The sequence below is a fragment of the Caulobacter sp. GW821-FHT05F04 genome, assembly GCF_059419665.1.
Genome location: NZ_JBWKSF010000010.1, coordinates 107,321 through 128,901, shown reverse-complemented (window position 1 = coordinate 128,901; position 21,581 = coordinate 107,321). Strand labels below are relative to the sequence as shown.

The window sequence follows — 21,581 nt, the reverse complement described above, 5'->3', positions numbered from 1 at the left end:
GCTCGAAAGGGCCGGCTTTTTTCTTGGCCGCGCGAGGTCTAGAACCGCGCCATGATCCACGCCCAGCGCCCCCGTGTGATGGGGATCGTCAACGTCACGCCCGACAGCTTCTCCGACGGCGGCAAGTATCTCGGCGCCGCCGACGGGATCGAACACGCGCGTCGGCTGATCGCTCAGGGCGCCGACATCCTCGACATTGGCGGCGAGAGCACCCGGCCGGGCGCGGCCCCGGTCTCGGAGTTCGACGAGATCCTGCGCGTGGTCCCGATCATCGAGGCGATCCGCCGGGCCAGCGATATCCCGATCTCGATCGACACGATGAAGCCCGGCGTCGCGCGCGCGGCGATCAGGGCCGGGGCGAACATCTGGAACGACGTGGCCGCTCTGCGTTTCTCGCCCGAGGCGCCCGAGGTCGCCGCCGAGCTGGGCTGCGAGGTGATCCTCATGCACATGCTGGGTCAGCCGGGGACCATGCAGGACGACCCGCGCTATGGCGACGTGGTCGCCGAGGTCGAGGCCTTCCTGCTGGCGCGGGCCTTCACGGCCATGGCCGCCGGCGTGGCCAAGGAGAAGATCTGGCTGGATCCGGGCATCGGCTTCGGCAAGACGGTGGCTCACAACCTTGCTTTACTGAAGGCCCTGCCGCGCTTCGTGGCCCTGGGGTATCCGATCCTGCTGGGGGCCAGCCGCAAGCGTTTCATCGCCGGGCTCGACCCGTCGGCGGGCGAGGCCACGGATCGCCTGGGCGGCTCGCTGGCCGCGCACCTGGCCGGCGCCGCGGCCGGCGTGGCGGCGGTGCGGGTCCACGACGTGCGCGAGACGGTCCAGGCCCTGGACGTCCAGGCGGCGATCGCGGGGGCTTAGGCCTATCCCTTCTCCATCAACGGGGAAGGGAGTTTCCGGTGATCCGATTCCCGCCTAAACACCCTCCATGTCTCAAGTTCCCCTCGCAGCGCCCCTAGGCCGGGTCCTCGTCATCGCCGGATCGGATTCCGGCGGCGGCGCGGGGATCCAGGCCGACATCAAGACCATCACCGCCCTGGGGGGCTACGCGGCCACCGCGATCACCGCCGTGACGGTGCAGAACACCCTGGGCGTCACCGGCGTCCATCCGATTCCGCTGGACGTGATCGCCGCCCAGGCCCGGGCGGTGCTGGACGACATCGGCGCCGACGCGATCAAGACCGGCATGCTGGGCGACGTCGGCGTGGTCGAGACCGTGGCCGCCGCGATCGATCACGCGGGCCAGATCCCGGTCATCGTCGACCCGGTGATGATCGCCAAGGGCGGCGCCGCCTTGCTGGCCGAGGCCGCGATCGGCGCGGTCAAGACCTTGATGATCCCGCGCTCGGCCCTGCTGACCCCCAACGCTCCCGAGGCCGCCGCCCTGACGGGCCTGACGGTCGAGACCACCGACGACCTGCGCCGGGCCGGCGAGGGCCTGCTGGCGATGGGCGCCAAGGCGGTGCTGATGAAAGGCGGTCATATCGACGGCGAGCGTGTCGTCGATGTGCTGATGACGGCCGACGGCGAAACCACCTTCGAGGGCGAGCGGATCGAGACCCGTCACACCCACGGCACGGGCTGCACCTTGGCCAGCGCCTGCGCCACGGGCCTGGCGCAAGGGCTGTCGCTGAACGAGGCGGTCGCCCGGGCCTGGAACTATGTCCACGAGGCCATGCTGCGCGCGCCGGGCTTCGGCGCCGGCCACGGCCCGCTGGACCACGGCTGGACGCTGCGCCGATGAGCCCCCCTCTCGAAAACCGCCTGCGCGAGATCGTCCGCGCCACGCCCACCACCTGGGAGGTGCTACGCACCGTCCGGGAGCTCGATCTGCCCGACTGGATGATCTTCTCCGGCGCGATCTATCAGCCGGTCTGGAACGCCCTGACCGGCCGCGATCCCGCCTACGGCATCAAGGACTACGACGTCGCCTATCACGACGACAGCGACACCAGCTACGAGGCCGAGGACGTGGTCATCCAGCGCGTCGCCGCCGCCTTCGAGCCGCCGCTGCGTGACCTCGTGGAGGTGCGGAACCAGGCCCGCGTCCACCTGTGGTTCGAGAAGAAGTTCGGCGCCGACGAGCCCTACCCGCCGCTGGAGGACAGCGCCGCGGCTCTGAAGCGCTTCGTGGCCACCGCCTTCTGCGTCGGGGTGCGGCTCGAGGATGATGACTCCCTGAGCGTCTGGGCGCCGTTCGGCCTGGAGGATCTCTTCGCCATGCGTCTGCGGCCCAATCCGCTCCGGGTGAAGGGCGCGGGCGGCTGGGAGCGCACCACCGGCTCGGCCAAGGCGCGCTGGCCCGAGATCACCGTCGAGGGCTGAGAAGTCGTTCTCGTCCTTCGACAGGCTCAGGATGAGGACGAATGTTGAGGCCGTGCAGTTGAAAACCTCATCCTGAGCTTGTCGAAGGACGAGGTTTTCAGCTCCGCGGCGATTGTCACCGGGACAATAAAGCCTTTGCCGACCGCGTTCCGCGCGCATAACAGCGATGTCCAGCTTGGGAGATCGCTATGCGCCAGTGGACCATCGACGCCTTCGCCAGCGGACCATTCAAGGGCAACCCTGCCTGCGTGGTCGAGCCACTGGACGCCTGGCCCTCCGCCGCCTGGATGCAGGCCCTGGCGGCCGAGAACAACCAGGCCGAGACGGCCTATCTGCTGAAGACCGCCGATCCGGCCCGCTATGGCCTGCGCTGGTTCACGCCGGCCCTGGAGGCCCCGCTGTGTGGTCACGCCACCCTGGCGGCGGCGCACGCCCTGTTCGAGGAACTGGGCGTCGACGTTCCGCTCCTGACCTTTGACACCCTGTCCGGGCCGCTGACGGTGAAGCGGGCAGATGAAGGGCTGGAGATGGACTTTCCCGCCGATCCGCCGCGCCGGACGGAGATCCCGGAGGGGCTGGCCGAGGCGTTGGGCGCGCAACCTGTCGAGGTCTGGGCCGGGGCCTATCTGATCGCGGTGATGGATAGCGAGGCGACGGTGCGCGGCCTGAAGCCCGACCTTGGCCTGATCAAGAAAATCCAGGGCGAGGCGACCGGCGGCCCCGGCCAGGCCGTGGTCGTGGCGTCGGCCGATTCTGGCCAGTCCTACGCCGTGGTCAGCCGCTTCTTCGCGCCGGCCGCCGGTATCCCCGAGGATCCGACCACCGGCTCGGCCCACTGCATCCTGACGCCGCTGTACGAGGAAAAGCTGGGGAAGAGCCCGCTGAAATTCCACCAGGCCTATCCGGGGCGGGGCGGGGACCTGGAATGCGAAAGCCGCGGCGCGCGCGTTCTGTTGCGCGGCCGCGGCTTCACGGTCTTGGAGAGCCGACTCCGGGTGGAGCCGGCTTAGGTCAGGCTGTTACCAGCGGCCCGGGCCGCGATGGTCACGATCGCCGTAGCCGTAGCCGTAGCCGTAGTCGCGGTCGTGGCGCTCGTAGCGGATCTGGGCGCTGATGCGGTCGAAGCGGCGATCCAGGTCGGCGCGCTCCCAGCCGCTCAGGCCGCCACGACGATACCGGTGCTCGAGGCGCTCGGTCTCGCGCAGTTCGGCGCGCAGGCGATAGGCCTCGCCGCGGGTCAGCGAGCCGTTGCGCACGCCGATGTCGATGCGGCGGTCGAGCATGGCCTGGCGGTCGTTGACCGACTGGGCCGAGGCGATGGCGGGAATGGCGGCGGCCGACAGGGCCGAGACCGCGGCGATCGAGATCAGGATCTTTTTCATTGGTTCGGTTCCTCTCTGAAACTTGTCCCGTCACTCCGGGGGAAGCGACGTTGAGCTAAGAGAAACACGCGCAGCCTGAAGCGGTTCTGAGCCGCCCGTTATGTTCTGTTCATCTGGTGTCGAGGGTTTGGCTTACGCCGCCTGGGCCGGGCGGGCGGCGGTCATGGCCGCTTCGATCGCGTCATAGAGCTTGGTGACCTCGATCGGCTTGGCCACGTGGCCGTCCATGCCGGCGGCCAGATAGTCCTCGACCTGGTGGGCCAGGGCGTTGGCGGTGACGGCGATGATCGGGGTGCGCGCGCGGCCCTGTTCGGCTTCCAGGGCGCGGATGACCCGGGCGGCCTCGACGCCGTCCATGACGGGCATGTGGATGTCCATCAGCACGATGTCGAACGTCCCGGCCCGCCAAGCCTCGATGCAGGCCCGGCCGTCGGCGACCGTGGTCACCTCGGCGTTGAGCGGAGCCAGGACGGCGGCGACGACCTTCTGGTTGGTCGGATTGTCGTCGGCGGCCAGCACGCGCAGGCGGGCGGTCTCGGCCGGCGCGGCTTGCGGCGCGGGGACGTGGTCGTCGTCGATATAGTGGACGTCGGTGATCGCCTCCTCGCGGGGCAGGGCGACCAGGACGGTGAAGGTCGAACCGCGACCCTCGCGGCTCTGGACCTTGATCGAGCCGTCCATCAGCACCGCCAGCTCGCGGCAGATGGCCAGGCCCAGGCCCGATCCGCCGAAACGGCGCGTGGTCGAGCTGTCGGCCTGGACGAACTTGTCGAACAGGCGCGGCAGGATCTCGGGCGAGATGCCGATGCCGGTGTCGGCCACGTCGATGCGCAGGCCCGAGCCGTCCTCGGCCGAGGCGAACCTGACGGCCACCGCGCCTTCCAGGGTGAACTTCAGGGCGTTGGCGATCAGGTTGCCCAGGATCTGGCGCAGGCGGTCGGCGTCGCCGCGCCACAGGCCCTGCGCCTCGGGCGCGACGGCGACCTCGAAGGCCAGGCCCTTGTCGCGAGCCTGGGGCGCGTAGGTCTCGCGGATCGACTGGGCCAACTGGGCGATGTCGAACGGGCGGTCGGTGATCTCCAGACGCCCCGCCTCGATCTTGGAAAGGTCCAGCACGTCGTTCAGCACGCCCAGCAGCACCGCGCCTGATTCGCGGATCACCTTCAGGCGCTCGCGCTGGGTGTCGCTCATCTTGTCCATGGCCATCAGCTCGGCCATGGCCAGGACGCCGTTCAGCGGCGTGCGGATCTCGTGGCTCATATTGGCCAGGAAGTGTGACTTCAGGACGTTGGCGGCGTTGGCGTCGTCGCGCGCCCTGACCAGCTCGGCCATGGCGCCGCGCAGGTCGTGGTCGTTGGCCTCGAGGCGACAGACCAGGTGGTTGAAGCTGTCGGTCAGGCTCTGGAAGACGTCGTCGTCGGAGGTCTGCTCGACGGCCTTGAAGCGGCCCCCGACGGCGGTCTCGTGCATGGCTTCCGACAGGCGCTCCATCGGCCGCGCCAGGCGGCGCGCCAGGCTGTTGGCCAGGAGAATCGCCAGGCCGGCCGCGCCGAAGAACAGGGCGCCGGTCAGGGCCAGGTCGCGGGCCAGGATCTGGCCCAGGCCCGGATGCTCGGCCAGCAGCACCAGCGTGCCGACATCCTGCGAGGCGAGCTTGATGGGGCGGGTCAAGGTGTCGGTGTCGGCCGGATTGGCCGCGCCCAGTTGGGCGACGACGCGCCCCTTGGTGTCGGTGATGCGCACGCCCGCCACGCTGGGGGCCTTGGCGACGGCTTCCAGGGCGCGATAGACGCCGACCATGTTGTGATCGGCCAGCGGCGCGGCGGCGCCGGCGGCGGCCATCTCGGCCAGAATCTCGTGATTGGCGCGCGCTTCCTGCCGCGCGACGCTCCATTGCTGCAGCATGAAGCACAGGCATGCCGCCACCAGCGCCAGCACGGTCGTGGCCAACGCCACGCCAGCGATGCGCGCCTGCAGCGGTGCGTGTGTATACCCGCTATGATTGCGGATGCTGCTCATCCCACGTCCAGGTATTCATCAATGTTGCGACAGTGTGCCGCAAGGTTCCTAACGGTTCGCTTCCAAGGCGAGCGAGGGCGGGGGTTAGTAGCGCGACAAAACAACGCTAAGGCGCATTTTCATGATTGCTTTTGCTTTAACATTCTATTTACCTTTCTTCTTAGTGTTTCGTTAAGGAGGCGGGTGTGGAAAAGGTTTTTGTAGCGCAGCGTGTGGCTACCAAGCTGTATGCGACCGAAGCCGCGGTGGACGCGGCCACGGTGGAAGTCATGGAAATGATGGCCGAACTGATGCAGGCCCGTAAGGACCTGGGCCTGTCGGCGACGGTCGGGAACGGCGCCAGCGCCAAGTTCGCGGAAGCCGTCCAGGCTCTGGCGATCGCGCGCACGGCGATCGTCGAAGCGCACAGCCAGCTGGACGAGACGCGCCTGCGCGTCGGCATCCGCACGCGGATGGGCGGCTTCATCAAGGAGGATCAACTCCCCCAGCAGATCGGTCTTCGCGAGGCTGTCTAAGTCTCGCCAAAAAGCACATTGCAATAGTTTAATACCTTTGGGTCTCTAATTCACGTTAGAGACCCAAAACATGCTTGCGCACCTGCAACCATTAGTCCTGTTCGGCTGGCTGCTTCTTGCGGTCACGTGCTTCGCCTCGTGGCGATGGGGCGGTCGACCGGAGCGCAGTGGCGCGACGCTGGTGCTGGCGATCACCGTCGGCTTCGCCCTGGCGGGCTACCTGCTCGACAAGGAAGTGACGCGGGCCGTCTACCTGCTTTTGGATGGGATTCTGGCGCTAGGCCTGCTGCTGCTGGCTCTGCGCCACGCGACTCGCTGGCTGGGCGTGGCGGTGCTGCTGCAAGGTGTGCAGTTCAGTCTTCACGCCTATTACCTGGTCGCCGCGCGGCGTTATGACAGCCTCTACGCCCTGGTGAACAACCTGGTCAGCCTGGGCGTGCTGTTCTGCCTTCTGGCCGGTTCGATCCTGGCCTGGCGTTGGTGCAAGGCCTCGAGCGTCGCCGCAAAATAATTGCCATGGCCGGACGAAATGTCGCGCGCCTCGCAAAAATCGTCCTTGCAATCTCGCCCGAAACGCGGTTCTTCGCCGGCGGGCCACATCCCCCCAACGGGATGCAGTCCATCTGTAAGGATGGGAGACATCGATATGACGACCCTCGCCAAGCCGGCGATCCGCCCGGCTCGCCCCGAGTTCTCTTCCGGCCCCTGCGCCAAGCGCCCCGGCTGGACCCCCGAAAATCTCAGAAACGCGGTCCTGGGCCGTTCGCACCGCTCGAAGCTGGGCAAGGCGCGCCTGAAGGCCGCCATCGACCAGACGCGCGACGTGCTGGAGGTTCCGGCCGACTTCCTGATCGGCATCGTCGCCGGTTCGGACACCGGCGCGGTCGAGATGGCCATGTGGTCGATGCTCGGTGCCCGTCCCGTGCAACTGATGGCCTTCGAGTCCTTCGGCAAGGACTGGGTCACGGACGTCACCAAGCAACTCAAGCTGCCCGACGTCGAGGTGCTGAGCGCCCCGTACGGCCAGCTGCCCGACACCACCAAGGTCGATCCGGCCAAGGACCTGGTCTTCACCTGGAACGGCACGACCTCGGGCGTGCGCGTGCCCAACGCCGATTTCATCTCGGCCGACCGCGAGGGGATCGTGATCTGCGACGCCACCTCGGCGGCGTTCGCCCAGGAGCTGGACTGGGCCAAGCTCGATGTCGTGACCTTCTCCTGGCAGAAGGCGCTGGGCGGCGAGGGCGCGCACGGGATCCTGATCCTGTCGCCGCGCGCCGTGGCCCGCCTGGAAAGCTACACGCCGGCCTGGCCGATGCCGAAGCTGTTCCGCATGACCAAGAACGGCAAGATCGCGGCCGACATCTTCGAGGGCGCGACGATCAACACGCCGTCGATGCTCTGCGTGGAAGACGCCCTGGACGCCCTGAAGTGGGCCGCCTCGATCGGCGGTCTGGAAGCCATGCAGGGCCGCGCCGACCAGAACCTGGCCGTGCTGGCCGAGTGGGTCGCCAAGACCGACTGGGTCGACTTCCTGGCCGCCACGCCGGAGATTCGGTCGAATACGTCGGTGTGTCTCAAGGTCGTGGACGCCAAAATCAGCGCCCTGCCGGAAGACGCCCAGGCCGACTTCGCCAAGAAGCTGGCCAGCCTGCTCGAGAAGGAGGGCGCGGCCCTCGACATCGGCGGCTATCGCGACGCTCCGGCCGGGCTGCGCATCTGGTGCGGCGCCACGGTGGAAGCCTCGGACCTCGAGGCCCTGACGCCGTGGCTCGACTGGGCCTTCGCCACCGTCTCGGCCGAACTGGCCGCCGCTTAAGACAACGCTTGCCCCCACCTGGCCGCTGCGCGGCCGTCCGCCCCCGGAAGGGGGCGGAATAGGATCCTTCCTCCCCCTATGGGGGAGGGGGACCGCCGAACGGCGGTGGAGGGGGGCTTTCGCAAACATTCTCCGCAAGGAAATCCTCCATGACCGCTCCTCGCGTCCTCATCGCTGACAAGCTCAGCCCCGCCGCCGTCGACATCTTCAAGAACCGCGGCGTCGACTTCGATATCAAGGTCGGCCTGTCGAAAGACGAACTGATCGCCGTGATCGGCGACTATGACGGCGTCGCCATCCGCTCGGGCGCCAAGCTCGACAAGGACGTCATCGCCGCCGCCCACAAGCTGCGCGTCATCGCCCGCGCCGGCATCGGCGTCGACAATGTCGACATCCCGGCCGCCACGGCCAAGGGCATTGTCGTGATGAACACGCCCTTCGGCAACTCGATCACCACGGCCGAACACGCCATCGCCATGATGTTCGCCCTGGCCCGCCAGATCCCCGCCGCCGACGTCTCGACCCAGGCCGGCAAGTGGGAGAAGAACCGCTTCATGGGCGTGGAACTGTACGCCAAGACCCTGGGCCTGATCGGCGCCGGCAACATCGGCTCGATCGTCGCCGACCGCGCCTTGGGCCTGAAGATGAAAGTCGTGGCCTACGACCCCTTCCTGAGCCCCGAGCGCGCCGTCGAGATGGGCGTCGAGAAGGTCGAGCTGGAAGACCTGCTGGCCCGCGCCGACGTCATCACCCTGCACACCCCGCTGACCGACAAGACCCGCAACATCCTGTCGGCCGAGAACCTGGCCAAGACCAAGAAGGGCGTGCTGATCGTCAACTGCGCCCGCGGCGGCCTGGTCGATGAGGTCGCCCTGCGCGCCCTGCTCGACAGCGGCCATGTCGGCGGCGCCGGCTTCGACGTCTTCGTCACCGAGCCGGCCAAGGAAAACCCGCTGTTCGGCTCGGACAAGGTCGTGGCCACCCCGCACCTGGGCGCCAGCACCTCGGAAGCCCAGGAGAACGTGGCCCTGCAGGTCGCCGAGCAGGTCAGCGACTACCTGCTGACCGGCGCGGTCACCAACGCTCTCAACAGCCCCTCGATCACGGCCGAGGAAGCCCCCAAGCTGAAGCCGTTCGTGGCCCTGGCCGAGAAGATCGGCGCCCTGGCCGGCCAGATGGTCGATTTCGGCATCACCGCGATCGACATCGCCTTCGAGGGCGAGGTCAGCAACCTCAACGTCAAGCCGATGACCTCGGCGGCCCTGGCCGGCGTGCTGAAGCCGATGCTGGCCGAGATCAACATGGTCTCCGCCCCGGCCATCGCCAAGGAACGCGGCATCACAGTCTCGGAGAGCCGCCAGGAAGTCAGCCCCACCTATGACAGCCTGATGCGTGTGACCATCACCACCGAGAAGGGCAAGCGCAGCTTCGCCGGCACGGTGATCGCCGGCGCCCCGCGCGTCGTCGAGGTCAAGGGCATGGAGCTGGACGCGGCCTTCTCGCCGGCCATGCTCTACATCAACAACCTCGACAAGCCGGGCTTCATCGGCGCGCTGGGCATGCTGCTGGGCGAGGCGGGCGTCAACATCGCCACCTTCAACCTGGGCCGCCTCTCGGCCGACGCCGACGCCATCGCCCTCGTGGGCGTCGACCAGGCTCCGGCCGCCGAACTGCTGGCCAAGATCCAGGCCCTGCCGCACGTGAAGGAAGCGCGCGCGCTGACGTTCTAGGCGCTTCGACCTGCCTGTCCCGGATGACCGATCCGGGACAGGACCGGGGCGTCTGGGATGGCCAAGGTTGGCTTTCGCATTGCATCGCCTGGATGACGCCCCTTTTTCGTTCGATAGGCCGCTCATGTTGTTTCGCAGTCGCAAGATCAACGTCCTGGCCTTCACGATCTTCGTCGCGGCGGCGGCCTTCGCCCTGTGGCGGGCCCTGCTGCCCGACGACGGCGGCATGGGTCTGATCCCCTGGGACAAGGCCAAGCACTTCATCGTCTTCTATGTCCTGACCGCCCTGGCGATCACCGCCTTGCCCGCCAGCCGCTTCTGGCGCATCGGCCTGGTGCTGTTGGCCTTTGGCGGCATGATCGAGGTGCTGCAGGCGTTCGTCGGGCGCGACGCGGCTTGGGGCGACGTGCTGGCCGACGCCTGCGGGATTGGCGCGCTGTTCGGACCGATCATCCTGCGTGACCTGACCGCCAGACCGTCGCCCACCCCGGCCCAAGCCGCCAAGCTCGAAGTCCAGACGCCCTAGACGCCGAGAGTTCTTGGCCTATCGTCAGACGCCGATTCCGGCGCCGTCATCGCGGCGCGACGGCGTCTCGGGGCCCGAATGCGAAAATCAAACCTCCGCCCGACGGCCTTCGTGCTGGTGTCGACCAACCACGGCTCCCTGTTGGTCAATCGTCACGACTACAGGATCGTCCAGAACGGCGCTTACGGCGTGGGCTACCAACTGTTGGAGACCTCGTCGTTCGACCAGGACGAGGTGGACGCCGCCGTCAGGCTGCTGGAAATGCGTCGCGCCCATTTCGGCGACGGCGTGGTGGCCATCGACTGCGGCGCCAATATCGGCGTCCACACCGTCGAGTGGGCCCAGTTGATGACCGGCTGGGGCAAGGTCATCGCCTTCGAGGCGCAGGAGCGGATCTTCTACGCCCTGGCCGGCAACATCACGCTGAACAATTGCTTCAACGCCCGGGCGATCTGGGCGGCGGTCGGCGCCGAGCGCGGGGTGATCGACGTCCCGGTCCCCGACTACTTCAAGCCCGCCAGCTTTGGCAGTCTCGAGATCCGCCAGACCGAGCGCACCGAATTCATCGGCCAGGAGATCGACTATTCCGCGGAGAACGCCCAGAGCACCCAGATGATGGCGATCGACGATCTGGCTCTCACGCGGCTGGACTTCGTCAAGATCGACATCGAGGGCATGGAGATGGAGGCCCTGCGGGGCGCTCGGCGCACCATCGCGACCTGCAAGCCGATGATGATGATCGAGCGGATCAAGTCCGACGAGTCCGAGCTGCGCGAGTTCCTGATCGGCCTGGGCTACGGCGTCTACTACATGGGCATCAACATCCTGGCCGTTCACCAGGACGATCCGATGTCGGAACAGATCAAGGGGATGGCGGGCGGCTGAGCCCGAGCGGGTTAACCGCCGACACTTAACCCGCTCTAGGAAAAGGTCAGGTGCTCGGCGCGGAAATAGAACAGCCAGTCCAGCCTCAGGATATTCTGGATGCGGAAGCTGGGCGGCTCATAGCGCGACACCACGCTGAGGGGTTTGTCGCGGATCTTCAGGATCTCGACCAGCAGCACCAGCGACGTGTCGATGGTGGCGATGCGCGCCGCCCGCTCGATCACCGTGCTCCAGTCGAACAGGCTGTAGCCCTCGATCGGGCGGAGGCGGACTTCCTTTTCGGGCGCCTTGTGGGTGAACTGGATCTGGCTGTTGCTGCCATGCTCGTTCAGCAGCGCATAGGGCTCGCCATCGTCCAGGCCCAGAAGCTTGAACAGCGCCTCTTCCTTGGCCAGGTCGCGGCGCAGCTCCACATGGTCGGCCCAGTCGGCCATATCCATTCCGGCCACCTGATACTTCAGGTCCATCGTCTGCTCGGGGGCGTAGCGCCAGCTGAAGAACAGCGACAGGAACGTATAGTTCGGCCCTTCGATCGGGCTGAGGGCGATCTTGTCGCTCAGGAACAGCAGCTCGTCGCGGAAGTCGAAGGCCTCGGTGTCGAGGATCGGCGTCTCGATGTTCGCGGGCATGACCAGGGCGTCATAGACCCAGCTGTGCTTCTGCAGGACCGGCATGATCACGCGGCGCCCGGTCGCGGCGTAGGTCTTGGCGATCTTCTGGACGAAGAGCAGATCCCCGACCATGCCGGGCTGAAAGATGAGTACCGGCTTCATGCCGCTCCGCCGAATCGTGAGAGCCCGCAGTCTTGCATAACTTGACCGCCCTGAAGACTTGGTCGCCTCGCGCCGACGTTCGGACCTTCGTCGCGCGCGAACCTAGAAACTGTCCACGCGCACGCTCCACGGCTTGGACACCCCCGCCGCCGCGTCCATGCCGCCGATCACCCAGCGCCGGGTGTCGGCCGGGTCGATGACCGCGTCGATCTCCAGGGCGGCGGCCATGCTGGTCGCCTTGCCGGCCGCGTAGAGCCGCGCCACGAGCTGGTCGTAGAGCGCCTTCTGCTTCACGGGATCGGTCTCGGCTTCCAGCTCCTTGCGGTAGCCCAGCTTGACCGCGCCCTCCAGGCCCATGCCGCCGAACTCGCCGGTCGGCCAGGCGGCGATGAAGGTCGGCGAATGAAAGCTGCCGCCCGCCATGGCCTGGGCCCCGAGGCCGTAGCCCTTGCGGGTCACCACGGTGAAGAGCGGGCTGCGCAACTTGGCGCCGGCGATGAACTGGCGGCTGACCCGGCGCACGGCGGCGGCGTCCTCGCTGTCAGGACCGACCATGAAGCCGGGCGTGTCGCACAGGCTCAGGACCGGCACGGCGAAGGCGTCGCAGAGCTGCAGGAACCGCGCGGCTTTCTCGGCGCCTTCGCAGTCGATCGCTCCGCCCAGATGCCGCGGATCGTTGGCGATCAGCCCCATCGGCCGGCCCTCGATGCGGATCAGGCCGGTGACCATGCCCGCCGCGAAGCCGCCGCGCAGCTCCAGGAACGAACCCTCGTCGACCAGGCCATGGATCAGCGCCCGCACGTCATAGACCCGCAGCCGGTTCTCCGGGATCGCGCCCCGCAGCCGCCGCTGGTCCGGCGCGGTCCAGCTCGGCAGCGCGCCTTGGAAATAGGACAGCGCCTGCTTGGCCAGCCGGGTGGCGTGGGCCTCGTCATCGGCCAGGATGTCGATGACGCCATTCTTCCACTGGCGCGCCGACGGCCCGATCTGCTCGGGCTTGAAGACGCCCAGGCCGCCGCCCTCGATCATCGCGGGTCCGCCCATGCCCAGATTGCTGTCACGGGTGGCGATGATGATCTCCGACAGGCCCGCGATGGCGGCGTTGCCGGCGAAGCAGCGGCCGGCGACGATGGCGATCTTGGGAACCAGGCCCGATAGCTGGGCGAAGCTCCTGAACGTCGGCACGTCCAGCCCGGCCACCGCCGTCGTGTCCGTGTCGCCCGGCCGTCCGCCGCCGCCCTCGGCGAACCACACGACCGGCAGCTTCTGGTCGGCGATGATCGCCATCAGCCGGTCGGACTTCCTGTGGTTCATCGCCCCCTGCGTGCCGGCCAGCACCGTGAAGTCGTAGGCCAGCGCCGCCGTCCGCGCCTTGTCGGGCGGGAAGAGGCCGCCATTGACGGTCCCGACGCCGGTGATCAGCCCGTCGGCGGGTGTGTTGGCGATCAGGTCCTCGGTCGAGCGCCGCCGCTTCTGCGCCGCGATGGCCAGGGCGCCGTACTCCAGGAAACTGCCCGGATCGACCAGGTCGTCGATGTTCTCCCGCGCCGTCCGGTGGCCGGTTTTACGGCGCTTGGCGACGGCGTCGGGGCGGGCCTCGTCCAGGGTGTGTCGGTGGCGGGCGATCACCTCGGCCAGGTCGGGGCGGATCGTGTCGAGGTCCTCGGCGACGGCTTCGACGGCCTGGTCGCCCGCGACCTCCATCGGCTCCAGGAACACCAGCGGCTGGCCCTCGGCGACGGTCGCGCCGGGCGCGGCGAGGATCTTCAGCACCCGCCCGCCGGTGGCGGCGTGAACGAGGTGCTCCATCTTCATCGCCTCCAGCACGGCCAGGGCCTGGCCGGGGCGGACGAGGTCGCCCTCGGCCACCGCGATCGAACCGACCGTGGCCGCGAGCGGCGCGGCGACGGCGACGGCGCCGTCCAGGGTTTCGAAGGACCGCGCGGCGCTTTCCTCCGGCAAGTCGGCGACCAGCGCCGCGGCGTGGTCCTCGATGAACCGCGTGGTCGGCGTATTCGGCGCGGCCGCCAGGATCGCCCGCACCAGCGGCGCGGTGGTCGAAACACCGGTGATCTGGAACTCCGCTAGCGCCCGGTCCAGTCGCGCCGAGGCCTCGGCATGGGTCCGCCCGCGCGCGATCACCTTGGCCAGCAGGCTGTCATAGGCTCCGCCGACCGCCGTCCCGGCCGCGACCCCGGCGTCGACCCGCACCCCCGGACCGCCTGGCAGGCTCCAGGCGTCGATCACACCGCTGGACGGCTTCACCAGGCCGTCGGCGGTCAGGGTCTCGGCGTTGATCCGCGCCTGGATCGCGACCCCGAAGGCCGGCGGAACCTCCAGGTCCAGGGGCTTTCCCGCCGCGAGGTCGAACTGCAGCCGCACCAGGTCCAGGCCCGTGACCTCCTCGGTCACCGTATGCTCGACCTGCAGGCGCGGATTGACCTCGAGGAAGAAGGCCTCACCCCCCACGCAAGGATCGGCGTCGGCGTCGATCAGGAACTCGACCGTGGCCAGGCCGCGATAGCCGGCGCACAGGGTCTCGGCATGATTCCAGAGGTCGGCGCGCAGAGCCTCGGGCAGGGCGGCCGGCGCGATCTCGACCAGCTTCTGGTTCCGCCTTTGCAGCGAGCAGTCGCGGTCGCCGATCGCCAGCACGCGCCGTCCATCGCCGAGGATCTGCACCTCGACATGGCGCGCCCGCTCGATCCGCTTCTCGGCATAGAGCCCATCGTCCCCGAAGGCCGCGAGGGCTTCCCGCGCGCAGGCGGCGAAGGCGGCGTCCAACTCGCCGGGGTCCAGCACCGCCCGCATGCCGCGCCCGCCGCCGCCGGCCCGCGCCTTCAGCATGATCGCGCCGTGCTCGGCCTGGAACGCCCGCGCGCCGTCCGGTGAGATCGCCCCCGTCCCCGGGATCAGCGGCACGTTCCGCTCGGCCGCCAGCGCCCGCGCGGCGGCCTTGTCGCCGAAGGTCTCCAGGTGCTCGGGCGAGGGGCCGACGAAGATGATGCCCGCCTCGGCGCACGCCCGCGCCAGGCCCGCGTTTTCCGACAGGAAGCCATAGCCGGGATGCAGGGCGTCGCAGCCCTGCGCCTTGGCCGCCGCCACGATCGCGGCGATGTCGAGATAGGCCCGCGCGCCCGTACCGGGCAGGGCGACCGCCTGGTCGGCGGCGCCGACATGGGGCGAGCCCGCGTCATCGGTCGCGTAGACCGCTACGCTCGTAAGCCCGGCCTCCGCCGCCGCGCGGGCGATGCGGACGGCGATCTCGCCACGGTTGGCGATCAGGACACGGGCCAAAGGGGCGCGGGTGAGGGACATGGGACGCTCCGACGGGCTTCATACGGCCGTTTGAGACACTTTGGCCGGTCCCGCCCGACTCTCCAAGGCTTGACTCCGCCGCGCCGCGAGATCAGAACAAAAGTGGAACAAGGAGTAAGGAATGGCCGGATCGCGCGAGGCGCGTCTTGCGGCCCTCAGAGGCCGGATCGCCGCGATCGAAGCGGGGACTCGGACTCCGAATCCAGTCCTGCCGTTCGGCGATCCGGCCATCGATGGGTGCTTCCCGGGCGGCGGCCTGCCGCTGGGCGGCTGGCACGAGGTGACGGGCGCGGGGCTTGAGAGCGAGACTGGCGCGGCCCCCGCCGCCTTCGTCGGCCTGCTGTTGCGCCCTCTGGTGAAGACAGGGGCGATCGTCTGGATCGCCCGGCGCGGCGACCTGTTCGCGCCCGGCCTGTTCGGCCTCGGCTTTCCGGTCGAGCGGCTGATCCAGGTTCGCACGCGCGACGAGGCCGAGACCCTGTCGGTGCTGGAGGACGCGCTTTCCACCCAGGGCGTCGCCGCCGCCGTCGGTGAAGCCGAGGCCCCGGATCTGACCGCCGGCCGCCGCCTGCAGCTGGCCTGCGAGAAGCGCGGCGGCTTCGGGGTGGTGCTGCACCGAAGACCTTACGGGGGACGAGCGGGCGCGGGCCAGGCGGTGTCCGGTTCGGCCTCGTTCAGCCGCTGGCGGATCGGACCGTCGCCGACCCCGCCGCCGGCGGACGACATCGGCCTTGGACCTCCACGCTGGCGGGTCGAACTGGAACGCTGCCGGGGCGGACGCCCCGGGTCTTGGATCTTGGAAGCACAGGAGGCCGGCCATGGCCCGCATCCTTTCCGTCTGGTGTCCCAACTGGCCGATCACGACGTGGCGCCGGCGGAACCCGGGCTGCGATACGTCGGCTGAAGCCGCGCCTTTCGCCCTGCTGGCCACGGAGGGCGGAACCCGCCGCCTCGCCGCCGTCGACGAGACCGCCCGCGCCCTTGGCCTCGGCCCCGGCCAGAAGGCCGCCGACGCCATGGCCCTGGTTCCGAACCTGATGACCTTCGACCACGATCCCGTCGCCGACCGCGTGGCGCTGGAGGCCCTGTGCGACTGGTGCGTGCGCTTCTCGCCGGCCGTGGCGATCGACGGGGCGGACGGCCTGTTCCTCGACATCACCGGCGCCGACCACCTGTGGGGCGGGGAGCGCGACATGTTGGTCGATCTCGTGGCGCGGCTGGCGCGCTGGGGCGTACCGGCCCGGGCGGCGATCGCCGACACCGCCGGGGCGGCCTGGGCCCTGGCGCGGTTTGGCGACGACCTGGCCATCGCCGCGCCGGGCGAGCAGCGCGCGGCGATCGAGGACCTGCCCGTCGCGGCCCTGCGCCTGGAGGACGCCGCCGAGGCCCAGCTGCCGCGCCTGGGCCTGCACCGTGTCGGGCAGCTCTTCGCCCTGCCCCGCGCCCAGCTGGCCAAGCGCTTCGGCCTGGGCTTGACCCTGCGCCTCGATCAGGCCCTGGGCATGGCGGCCGAGGCCCTGAGCTTCCGCCGCCCGGCCACGCCCTGGTTCGACCGCATGGCCTTCTTCGAGCCGATCAGCGCACCCGAGGACCTGGCCCGCGTGACTGGCGACGCCCTAGGCTTGATCTGCCAACGGCTGGAGGCCGAGGGGCGCGGGGCCAAGCGCTTCGAGGTGGTGTTCCACCGCCTGGACGGCCAGGCCTATCCGGTCCGCGCGAGCCTGGCCCGCATCGGCCGCGACGCCAAGCGGCTGACCAAGCTGATCGTCCCCAAGCTGGACAAGGTCGACCCCGGCTTCGGCATCGAGGTCGTCACCGTCCACGCCGCTGCCGTCGAGCCCTTGGCGGCGGCGCAGGATCGGCTGGATACGCCAAATGGCGGAGCGGGCGGGACCAGCCTCGACGAGACTCTGGCCCCTCTGATCGACCGCCTGGTCAACCGCCTGGGCGAAGCCCGCGTCTGGCGCGCCGATCCGTATGAGAGCCACGTCCCCGAACGCTCGGTCGTCCGCAACGCCCCGCTCGACCCGCCGGCCGCCGCGAAATGGAACCCCGACCGCCCGCGCCCGGTGCGGCTGTTCAAGCGTCCGGAAGCGATCACGGCCATCGCCAAGCTGCCTGACGATCCGCCGATGTCGTTCACCTGGCGCGGCCGCGCCCACCGCGTCCGCCGCGCCGAGGGCCCCGAACGCATCGGCCAGGAATGGTGGCGCGCCGGCGTCGGCGAGACCGATACCGGCCCCGGCAAGGTCCGCGATTACTACCGCGTCGAGGATGATGTGGGGGGGCGGTTCTGGATCTATCGCCAGGGCCTGTTTGGCGAGGACGAAGCGCCGAAGTGGTGGATCCATGGCCTGTTTGGTTGAGGTCGGAAATCCTCCCCCCAGCGGGGGAGGTGGTCGCGAAGCGACCGGAGGGGGACGTTATTCTGGCCCGGCCTCTTCCCCCTCCGTCGCCTGCGGCGACACCTCCCCCGCTAGGGGGAGGATCTGATGGCGCGCGCCCCCGCCTACGCCGAGCTCCAGACCACCACCAACTTCTCGTTCCTGCGCGGGGCCTCGCACGCGGAGGAGCTGGCGATCGCGGCCGAGGCGCTGGGCCTCTCCGCCATCGGCGTCACTGACCGCAACAGCCTGGCGGGCGTCGTCCGGGCCTGGACGGCGGCCAAGAAACGAAACGTCCGTGTACTGAGTGGGTGTCGGCTGGACTTCATGGACGGGACGCCCAGCCTGCTCTGCTACCCGACCGACCGCGAGGCGTTCGGCCGGCTGACGCGGCTGCTGACGGTCGGCCAGCGCCGGGCCGGGAAGGGCGAGTGTCATCTGTCCTGGCGGGATTTCCTGGACCACGCCGACGGCCAGATCGGACTGATCCTGCCGCCTGGAACGCTGGACGAGGCTTTCGAACGCGACCTGGCCCGCATGGCCGGCGACCTGCGGGGACGATCCTGGCTGGCCGCCAGCCGGGCCTACGCCGCCCAGGACCTGAAGCGGCTTTCGCGCCTGGACGACCTGGGCCGCGAGGCCGGCGCGCCGATCGTGGCGACCAATGACGTGCTCTATCACGGCCCCGAGCGGCGACCGCTGCAGGACGTCATCACCTGTGTGCGCGAGCACTGCACGATCCAGGAGGCGGGCTTCCGGCTGGAGGCCAATGCCGAGCGTCACATCAAGTCGCCGACCGAGATGGCGCGCCTGTTCGAACGCTGGCCCCGTGCGGTCGAGCGCACGGTCGAGATCGTCGAGCGGATCGGCTTCGACCTGGGGCAGCTCAACGAGGAATATCCGGACGAACCGGTCCCCCCCGGCAAGACGGCGATGGAGCACCTGAGCGATCTCACCTGGTCCGGCGCGGCCTGGCGCTATCCGGCCGGCGTGCCGGAGAAGGTCGCCAGGCAGCTGAAGGAAGAGCTGCGGCTGATCGCCAAGATGGACTACCCCAACTACTTCATCACCGTGCACGACATCGTCCGCGAGGCCCGTCGCATGGGCATCCTGTGCCAGGGGCGAGGCTCGGCGGCCAATTCCTCGGTCTGCTTCTGCCTGGGCGTGACGGCGATCGACCCGACCGAGCACCGGCTGCTGTTCACCCGCTTCATCTCCGAGAACCGCGGCGAGCCGCCGGACATCGACGTCGATTTCGAGCACGAGCGGCGCGAGGAGGTCATGCAGTACGTCTACCGCCGCTACGGCCGGGAATATGCCGCCATCTGCGGGACGGTGATCCACTACCGCCCGCGCAGCGCCATCCGCGATGTCGGCAAGGCCCTGGGCCTGACCGAGGACGTCACCTCGCTGCTGGCCGGCACGGTCTGGGGCAGCTGGGGCTCGGGCCTGCCCGAAGAGCATCTGCGCAATGCGGGCCTGGATCCCGAGGCGCCGGAGATCGCCCGCGCGGTCAACCTGGCGACCGAGCTGATGGGCTTCCCGCGCCACCTGTCGCAGCACGTCGGCGGCTTCGTCCTGACCAAGCGGCGGCTGGACGAGACCGTGCCGATCGGCAACGCGGCCATGCCCGACCGCACCTTCATCGAGTGGGACAAGGACGACATCGACAGCCTGAAGCTGATGAAGGTCGACGTGCTGGCCCTGGGCATGCTGACCGCCATCCAGCGCGCTTTCGGCATGTTGCGGGCCGATCATGGCGAGCCGATCGTCGACCTGGCCGATGTCCCCGTCGAGCTGCCCGGCGTCTACGACATGCTGTGCGTCGCCGACAGCGTGGGCGTGTTCCAGGTCGAGAGCCGGGCCCAGATGTCGATGCTGCCCAGGCTGAAACCCCGCCGGTTCTACGACCTGGTCATCGAGGTGGCGATCGTCCGACCCGGCCCGATCCAGGGCGACATGGTGCACCCCTATCTGAAACGGCGGAATGGCGAGCCCGTCGAGTGGCCCGAACCCGATCCGAAGCATGGCCCCGCGAACGAACTGCACGAGATCCTCGGCAACACCTACGGCGTGCCGCTGTTCCAGGAGCAGGCCATGAGCCTGGCCATCGAGGCGGCCAAGTTCACGCCCGACGAGGCCGACGGCCTGCGCAAGGCCATGGCCACCTTCCGCAACCTGGGCACGCCGGACGAGTATCGCGACCGGTTCGTCGAGGGCATGGTCGCGCGCGGCTACCAGCGCGACTTCGCCGAGCGGTGCTTCAAGCAGATCGAGGGCTTCGGTCACTATGGCTTTCCGGAGAGCCACGCGGCCAGTTTCGCCAAGCTCGTTTACGTCTCGGCCTGGATCAAATGGGCCTGGCCGGACGTGTTCTGCGCGGCCCTGATCAACTCCCAGCCGATGGGCTTCTACCAGCCGGCCCAGCTGGTGCGGGACGCGCGCGAGCATGGGGTGGAGGTGCTGCCGCCGGACATCCTGGCCAGCGACTGGGACTGCACGCTGGAGAGCGTGACGGCGGGCTTCCGCGCGCCTCGGATCCGCGCGGACAAGATCGCCAACGACCAGAACCGCCCCCGCTGGAAGGCCGTCCGCCTGGGGTTCCGCCAGATCAAGGGCCTGAAGGAGAAGGGCGATATCGAACCCCTGCTCAAGGCGAGAGAGGAGGGCGCTCGCACCCCGGGCGAGTTCGCGCAGGGCGGCGTGCCGCAGCGGGCGCTGGAGCTGCTGGCCGAGGCCGACGCCTTCGCCTCGGTCGGGCTCACCCGCCGCGAGGCGCTGTGGGCGGTGAAGGGGCTGAAGGGCGAGCACAAGGCGCCGGTGCGGGCGCCGTTGCTGGCTGGGCTGCCGCTGTTCGAAGACCGCGCGGCGCTGCCGGCCATGGGCCAGCCGCAGGAGGTGGCCGAGGATTACCGCACCACCAGCCTGTCGCTGAAGGACCATCCGGTAAGCTTCTACCGCGCGATGCTGACCCGGCGCGGGGTGATCACGGCCGAGGAACTGCTGACCCTGAAGGACGGCCGCAAGGTGTCGGTGGCGGGGCTCGTCCTGATCCGCCAGCGGCCGGGCACGGCCAAGGGCGTGGTGTTCGTGACCCTGGAGGACGAGACGGGCGTGGCCAATGCGGTGGTCTGGAAGGACCGCTTCGAGGCCGACCGCAATGTGGTGATGACCGCCTCGTTCCTGGTCGTCCACGGCCGGGTGCAAAGGGCCGAGAACGTCATCCACGTGGTGGCCGAGGGCTTCACCGACCTTTCGGCGCACCTGTCCGCCCTGCGCGACGAGCCGGGCGCGCCGGCCCCGCGCGTGCGCCAGAAGGTGTCCGGGCGACTGCTACGAAGCCGCGACTTCCATTAGGCGAGGCCGGTGATGTCGCCGTCTATCGGCTAAGGCAGGACAGGACGAAGGGAACCACCGTCCCGACCACCAGCAGCAGGATATGGCGCATGCGGTGCAACGGCTGGCGCAGGGTCATCCAGACGCCGGTGATCGTCGAGATGATCAGGCCGATCGACGCCAGGGCGAAGAAGGCCTTCAGCAAGGTTGTCGGAAGCCGCTGAGCCTTGGCCTCTGGAGGCGATGCGGCTGGGGCGGGCCCCGGCGAGGGCTTTGTGGATGGCTGCGACTGGGGACGACGCCCCTCGCGATAGAGCTGCTTTTTGTGCAGCACCCCCAGCTTGGCCACAACCACCGGCGGCGCGTAGCCAGGATGGGCTTCGTGCAACTCGTAGATCTGCAGCACGCCCGTTATCGCGAAGAGCAGGACGGTGGGCGCGATGATCATGCCGATGTAGGCGTGCCACTTGCGTAGAAGCATCTGCAGCGCGGCCGGATGCCGAGACAACCTTTTTGCCGTGCCGGTTGGCGTGGTCATTCCCCTTGTCCTTTGCTGTCGCTATCAA

17 protein-coding genes and 2 pseudogenes are annotated in these 21,581 nt (G+C 69.0%); 13 read left to right on the top strand and 6 right to left on the bottom strand.

Translation table 11 applies throughout. The features are described 5' to 3' along the window. Window positions 1-51: 51 nt before the first annotated feature. The 4 genes from folP to AC07R7_RS22850 all read left to right on the top strand — a co-directional run bounded on the left by folP (window position 52) and on the right by AC07R7_RS22850 (window position 3,338). Window positions 52-864 (top strand): dihydropteroate synthase, encoded by an 813-nt coding sequence (folP, locus tag AC07R7_RS22865; protein WP_494636695.1) that lies wholly within the window; start codon window positions 52-54, stop codon window positions 862-864. 67 nt (window positions 865-931) lie between these two features. Next, on the top strand, window positions 932-1,747 hold the full coding sequence (gene thiD, locus AC07R7_RS22860; protein ID WP_494636694.1) for a bifunctional hydroxymethylpyrimidine kinase/phosphomethylpyrimidine kinase: 816 nt from the start codon (window positions 932-934) through the stop codon (window positions 1,745-1,747). Further along, the gene (locus AC07R7_RS22855) at window positions 1,744-2,328 is read left to right on the top strand and encodes a nucleotidyltransferase family protein (RefSeq protein ID WP_494636693.1); all 585 of its coding nucleotides are present in this window, start codon (window positions 1,744-1,746) and stop codon (window positions 2,326-2,328) included. Before thiD ends, AC07R7_RS22855 begins: the two co-directional genes overlap by 4 nt. Window positions 2,329-2,516: 188 nt before the next feature. Continuing rightward, a complete protein-coding gene (locus AC07R7_RS22850) occupies window positions 2,517-3,338 on the top strand; it encodes a PhzF family phenazine biosynthesis protein (RefSeq protein ID WP_494636692.1) in 822 nt (273 codons plus the stop codon). 9 nt (window positions 3,339-3,347) lie between these two features. Here AC07R7_RS22850 and AC07R7_RS22845 read toward each other — a convergent pair whose 3' ends face one another. Both AC07R7_RS22845 and AC07R7_RS22840 read right to left on the bottom strand, forming a co-directional pair. Then, complete coding sequence (locus tag AC07R7_RS22845) at window positions 3,348-3,710, bottom strand: hypothetical protein (RefSeq protein ID WP_494636691.1); 363 nt, start codon at window positions 3,708-3,710, stop codon at window positions 3,348-3,350. 132 nt (window positions 3,711-3,842) lie between these two features. Continuing rightward, window positions 3,843-5,748: pseudogene (locus tag AC07R7_RS22840) on the bottom strand (ATP-binding protein). Window positions 5,749-5,914: 166 nt separating this feature from the next. On the opposite strand from AC07R7_RS22840, the gene AC07R7_RS22835 reads away from it, so the two are divergent. From AC07R7_RS22835 to AC07R7_RS22825, 3 genes are all read left to right on the top strand, one after another. Continuing rightward, window positions 5,915-6,244, top strand: a complete 330-nt coding sequence (locus AC07R7_RS22835; protein ID WP_492886832.1) for a hypothetical protein — start codon at window positions 5,915-5,917, stop codon at window positions 6,242-6,244. A 70-nt stretch (window positions 6,245-6,314) separates the two neighbouring features. Next, complete coding sequence (locus AC07R7_RS22830) at window positions 6,315-6,755, top strand: hypothetical protein (protein ID WP_494636690.1); 441 nt, start codon at window positions 6,315-6,317, stop codon at window positions 6,753-6,755. Window positions 6,756-6,890: 135 nt separating this feature from the next. After that, entirely contained in the window at window positions 6,891-8,063 is a 1,173-nt protein-coding gene (locus tag AC07R7_RS22825; protein ID WP_494636689.1) for a phosphoserine transaminase, read from the top strand. A gap of 66 nt (window positions 8,064-8,129) precedes the next feature. On the opposite strand, the pseudogene AC07R7_RS22820 reads toward AC07R7_RS22825, so the two are convergent. Next, a pseudogene (locus tag AC07R7_RS22820) lies at window positions 8,130-8,192 on the bottom strand (hypothetical protein); the annotation flags it as partial. 20 nt (window positions 8,193-8,212) lie between these two features. On the opposite strand from AC07R7_RS22820, the gene serA reads away from it, so the two are divergent. From serA to AC07R7_RS22805, 3 genes are all read left to right on the top strand, one after another. After that, window positions 8,213-9,793, top strand: coding sequence for a phosphoglycerate dehydrogenase (gene serA, locus AC07R7_RS22815; RefSeq protein WP_125159106.1), 1,581 nt, complete (start codon window positions 8,213-8,215; stop codon window positions 9,791-9,793). A 124-nt stretch (window positions 9,794-9,917) separates the two neighbouring features. After that, window positions 9,918-10,319 carry a VanZ family protein gene (locus AC07R7_RS22810; protein ID WP_492886825.1) on the top strand — a complete coding sequence of 134 codons (402 nt, stop codon included), beginning with the start codon at window positions 9,918-9,920 and terminating at the stop codon, window positions 10,317-10,319. Between the two features lie 78 nt (window positions 10,320-10,397). After that, window positions 10,398-11,204 carry an FkbM family methyltransferase gene (locus AC07R7_RS22805; protein WP_125159105.1) on the top strand — a complete coding sequence of 269 codons (807 nt, stop codon included), beginning with the start codon at window positions 10,398-10,400 and terminating at the stop codon, window positions 11,202-11,204. A 35-nt stretch (window positions 11,205-11,239) separates the two neighbouring features. Here AC07R7_RS22805 and AC07R7_RS22800 read toward each other — a convergent pair whose 3' ends face one another. Both AC07R7_RS22800 and AC07R7_RS22795 read right to left on the bottom strand, forming a co-directional pair. Further along, window positions 11,240-11,977, bottom strand: coding sequence for a hypothetical protein (locus tag AC07R7_RS22800; protein WP_125159104.1), 738 nt, complete (start codon window positions 11,975-11,977; stop codon window positions 11,240-11,242). Between the two features lie 102 nt (window positions 11,978-12,079). Then, complete coding sequence (locus AC07R7_RS22795) at window positions 12,080-15,295, bottom strand: acetyl-CoA carboxylase family protein (protein WP_494636688.1); 3,216 nt, start codon at window positions 15,293-15,295, stop codon at window positions 12,080-12,082. Window positions 15,296-15,416: 121 nt separating this feature from the next. Between AC07R7_RS22795 and AC07R7_RS22790 the strand changes: the two genes are divergently transcribed. From AC07R7_RS22790 to AC07R7_RS22780, 3 genes are all read left to right on the top strand, one after another. Then, window positions 15,417-16,199: an ImuA family protein gene (locus AC07R7_RS22790; protein ID WP_494636687.1), complete on the top strand. Its 783-nt coding sequence runs from the start codon at window positions 15,417-15,419 to the stop codon at window positions 16,197-16,199. Next, entirely contained in the window at window positions 16,114-17,661 is a 1,548-nt protein-coding gene (locus tag AC07R7_RS22785) for a Y-family DNA polymerase (RefSeq protein ID WP_494636686.1), read from the top strand. Before AC07R7_RS22790 ends, AC07R7_RS22785 begins: the two co-directional genes overlap by 86 nt. 126 nt (window positions 17,662-17,787) lie before the next feature. Further along, entirely contained in the window at window positions 17,788-21,036 is a 3,249-nt protein-coding gene (locus AC07R7_RS22780; RefSeq protein ID WP_494636685.1) for an error-prone DNA polymerase, read from the top strand. Between the two features lie 22 nt (window positions 21,037-21,058). Here the strand turns inward: AC07R7_RS22780 and AC07R7_RS22775 are convergent, their stop codons facing one another. Then, entirely contained in the window at window positions 21,059-21,553 is a 495-nt protein-coding gene (locus tag AC07R7_RS22775; RefSeq protein WP_494636684.1) for a hypothetical protein, read from the bottom strand. Between the last annotated feature and the right edge of the window lie 28 nt (window positions 21,554-21,581).